At 70.5% G+C, this 3,621-nt stretch carries 3 protein-coding genes and 1 tRNA gene; 2 read left to right on the forward strand and 2 right to left on the reverse strand.

Annotated features, from left to right (window positions below):
- Positions 1–150 precede the first annotated feature (150 nt).
- Both ACR9ZG_RS18435 and ACR9ZG_RS18440 read right to left on the reverse strand, forming a co-directional pair.
- Positions 151–223: transfer RNA gene (locus ACR9ZG_RS18435), tRNA-Arg, on the reverse strand.
- Positions 224–266: 43 nt separating this feature from the next.
- The gene (locus ACR9ZG_RS18440; RefSeq protein ID WP_481286301.1) at positions 267–1,571 is read right to left on the reverse strand and encodes an MFS transporter; all 1,305 of its coding nucleotides are present in this window, start codon (positions 1,569–1,571) and stop codon (positions 267–269) included.
- Positions 1,572–1,740: 169 nt separating this feature from the next.
- Here ACR9ZG_RS18440 and ACR9ZG_RS18445 point away from each other — a divergent pair, with 169 nt between their 5' ends.
- Complete coding sequence (locus ACR9ZG_RS18445; RefSeq protein ID WP_481286299.1) at positions 1,741–2,595, forward strand: LysR substrate-binding domain-containing protein; 855 nt, start codon at positions 1,741–1,743, stop codon at positions 2,593–2,595.
- A 46-nt stretch (positions 2,596–2,641) separates the two neighbouring features.
- Positions 2,642–3,484: an ammonia-dependent NAD(+) synthetase gene (gene nadE / locus ACR9ZG_RS18450; RefSeq protein WP_481286300.1), complete on the forward strand. Its 843-nt coding sequence runs from the start codon at positions 2,642–2,644 to the stop codon at positions 3,482–3,484.
- Positions 3,485–3,621: the final 137 nt, after the last annotated feature.

Below are 3,621 nucleotides of genomic sequence, written 5' to 3' on the forward strand. Positions count from 1 at the left end.
GGGTCCGCGAGTACACGTTCCGGTGCCCCCGGCAGGAATCGAACCTGCGACCAAGAGATGAGAAGGGTCCGCGAGTACACGTTCCGGTGCCCCCGGCAGGAATCGAACCTGCGACCAAGAGATGAGAAGGGTCCGCGAGTAGACGGTGGGTGCCCCCGGCAGGAATCGAACCTGCGACCAAGAGATTAGAAGGCTCCTGCTCTATCCGCTGAGCTACGGGGGCGCGCCCTCCACGATATCGCAGCGGGGGAGGCGCGCCGGGCGGGTCAGAGCACGGCGCCGTTCTTGCCCGCGCGGTTGACGATGGCGATCACCGGCACCCTCCCGCGCAGCCCGAAGCGGAGGCGGAGGCTCGCGCGGCGGGCGATGAGCATGGCCACGACGACCGCGGCGACCGCCGGCACCACGCCGGAGACGATCATCGCGTCGTGCGGCCCCACCGCCTCCACGATCCACCCCATGAGCGGCCCGCCGATCGCCTGACCGCCGAGCAGCACGAGGATGTACAGGGAGATGACGCGGCCGCGGATCTGCACGTTCGACGACATCTGCACGAGCGAGTTGGCGGCGGTGATGAAGAGCAGGTTGCCGATCCCGATGCCGACGAGCAGCAGCGAGAAGGCGATCTCGGTGGGTGCGAAGCCGGCGGCGGCCTGCACGATGCCGAGCGCGGCGGCCGTGCCGACGACCATCGACAGCCGGATGCTGGTCCGCCGGGTGGAGGCGAGGGCGCCCGCGAGCGCCCCGGCCGCGACCAGCGCGTTGAACAGGCCATACCCCTGCGCGCCGACCTCGAACACGTCGTTCGCGTACGCGGCGAGGAACACCGGCATGTTGAAGGCGAAGACGGCGATCACGGCCACCATCACGATGGTCCAGAAGATGACCGGCTTGCGGCGCACGTACCGGATCCCCTCGGCCAGCTGTCCCTTCCCGCGCGGCGCGGCGGGGGAGGCGTGGAGGGCGGAGCGGTCGAGCGTGCACAGCGCGGCGACCACGGTCAGGCACGCGATCGCGTTGATGACGAAGGACCAGCCTCCGCCGACCGCGTTGATGAGCAGTCCGCCCACGGCCGGTCCGATCAGCCCGCCGAGCTGGAAGATCGACGAGTTGAGGCTGATGGCGTTGCGCAGGTAGCGCGGGCCGACGAGCTCGTTGACGAAGACCTGGCGGGCCGGGTTGTCGACGACCGTCACCATCCCGAGCAGGAATGAGATGACGTACACATGCCAGACCTGCGTGGTCCCCGTGAGCGTGAGCGCCGCGAGCACGCCGGCGAGGAGGGCCGCGGCCGACTGGCTCGCGATGAGCAGCTTCTGCTTGGAGTAGCGGTCGGTGAGCACGCCGCCGTAGAGGCCGAAGATCAGCATCGGTGTGAACTGCATGAAGACCGTGATGCCGACCGCGGCGACGCTGCCGGAGAGCTGCAGCACCAGCCAGTCCATCGCGATCCGCTGCATCCACACGGCGGTGTTGGCGACGAGGTTGCCGGCGGCGAAGCGGCGGTAGTTCGGCACCCGGAGGGAGGCGAAGGTCTCGCGCCAGGGCGGCCTGGCGCTCAGGACGGGCATCGGGCCGGTGGGCGGGGCGGCTGGTGCGTGGTTCGCCACTGCTGTTCCTCGTGTCGTATGGCTGATGTCTGGTTCCGTATCGGGCGTCCCTTCGACCATACGCACCGGTCGGCTATTCTGTGGGCCAATTGCTGCAATAACTCTCATTGGTTTTCCGAATGGATGTGCCGTGTTCGATCCCGTGCTCCTGCGCACCTTCCTCGCCGTCGCCGACACCCGCTCCTTCACCAGGGCGGCGCAGCGGCTCGGCATCAGCCAGCCGACCGTCAGCCAGCATGTGCGCCGGCTGGAGGAGGCGGCGAAGCGGCAGCTCGTCGCCCGCGACACCCGCGAGGTGCGGCTCACGGACAACGGCGACGCGATGGCCGGCTTTGCGCGCACGATCCTCGCCGCGCACGCCGAGGCCGATCGTTACTTCAGCGGCTCCGCGATGCGGGGGAGGCTGCGCTTCGGCGCCGCGGACGACCTCGCGATCACCACGCTTCCGCGCATCCTGCGGCACTTCCGACAGCAGAACCCGCAGATCAACCTCGAGCTGACGATCGACCAGTCGGGGCCGCTGCACCGCCGGTTGACGGCCGGGCATCTCGACCTGATCTTCATCAAGCAGAACCCGGGCACCACCGAGGGCACGGTCGTCGCGACCGACGAGCTGGTGTGGATGGGCCAGGAGAAGACCATCGTCGAGCCCGGCCAGCCCGTCCCGCTCATCGCGTACCAGGGGCCGAGCCTCAGCCGGCAGGTCGCGATCGATGCCCTGGAGCAGGCGGGGCGCACCTGGCGGATCACCTGCAACACGCGGGAGGTGAACGGCGTGCTGGCCGCGGTCCGCGCGGGCATCGGGGTCGCGGTGTTCCCGCGCTCGCTCATCCCCACCGACCTGGTGAAGGTCACCAACCGGTTCAGCCTCCCGGAGCTCGGCCATGTGGACTTCACGCTGCTCTCGAATCCCGCTGCTGCGGCCGGCCCGGTGGAGGCGCTGACCACGGCGATCCTGGCCCGCGCGGTCACGCGGGTGGCGTGACGGCGGCGTTCACACCGCCGAAATGCGGCGGGGATATGGTGGGCGCATGCGTGAACTCCAGGCCAGGATCATCGACGAACTGAACGTGAGCGCCGGCATCGACCCGGCCGCCGAGGTGGAGAAGCGGATCGACTTCCTCGTCCGCTACCTGCGTGCCACGGGCGCGAAGGGATTCGTGCTCGGCATCAGCGGTGGGCAGGACTCGTCGCTGGCGGGCCGGCTGACCCAGCTTGCGGTGGAGCGGCTGGCGGAGCAGGGCACCGAGGCCGAGTTCATCGCCGTGCGCCTGCCGTACGCGGTGCAGCACGACGAGGACGACGCCCAGCTCGCGCTCTCCTTCATCCGCCCGCAGCGCACGGTGACGTTCAACATCCAGCGCGGCACCGACGGCGTCGAGGACGAGTACGCCGACGCCGTGGGCGACGAGATGACCGACTTCAACAAGGGCAACGTGAAGGCGCGCATCCGCATGGTCGCGCAGTACGCGATCGCCGGGCAGCGCGGCCTGCTCGTGGTTGGCACCGACCACGCGGCGGAGGCCGTGACCGGGTTCTTCACGAAGTACGGCGACGGCGGGACCGACGTCCTCCCGCTCAGCGGGCTGACGAAGCGGCAGGGCAAGCAGCTGCTCCAGCACCTGGAGGCGCCGGCGCGCCTGTACGAGAAGGCGCCGACGGCCGACCTGCTCGACCTGCAGCCGGGCCAGACCGACGAGGAGAACCTCGGCATCCACTACGCGGACATCGACGACTTCCTCGAGGGTCGCGAGGTGCCGAGCGAGGTCGCCGCGGCCATCGAGGCGCGCTACCTCGCCACCGAGCACAAGCGCCGGGTGCCCGCGAGCATGTTCGACACGTGGTGGCACGAGCGCGGCGACTATACGAAGTAGACGTCCCCGAACAGAACGGACACGCAGAAGGGGGGGGGGGGGGGGGGGGGGGGGGCCCCGCCCCGGGGGGGGGGGGGGGGGGGGGGGGGGGGGGGGGGGGGGGGGGGGGGGGGGGGGGGGGGGGGGGGGGGGGGGGG

The sequence above is a fragment of the Leifsonia sp. KNZ12-8B genome (genome assembly GCF_056755495.1).

Coding starts and splice junctions, on each gene's coding strand:
- ACR9ZG_RS18440 (WP_481286301.1), bottom strand. CDS start 1,571: ATGCCCGTCCTGAGCGCCAGGCCGCCCTGGCGCGAGACCTTCGCCTCC.
- nadE (WP_481286300.1), top strand. CDS start 2,642: ATGCGTGAACTCCAGGCCAGGATCATCGACGAACTGAACGTGAGCGCC.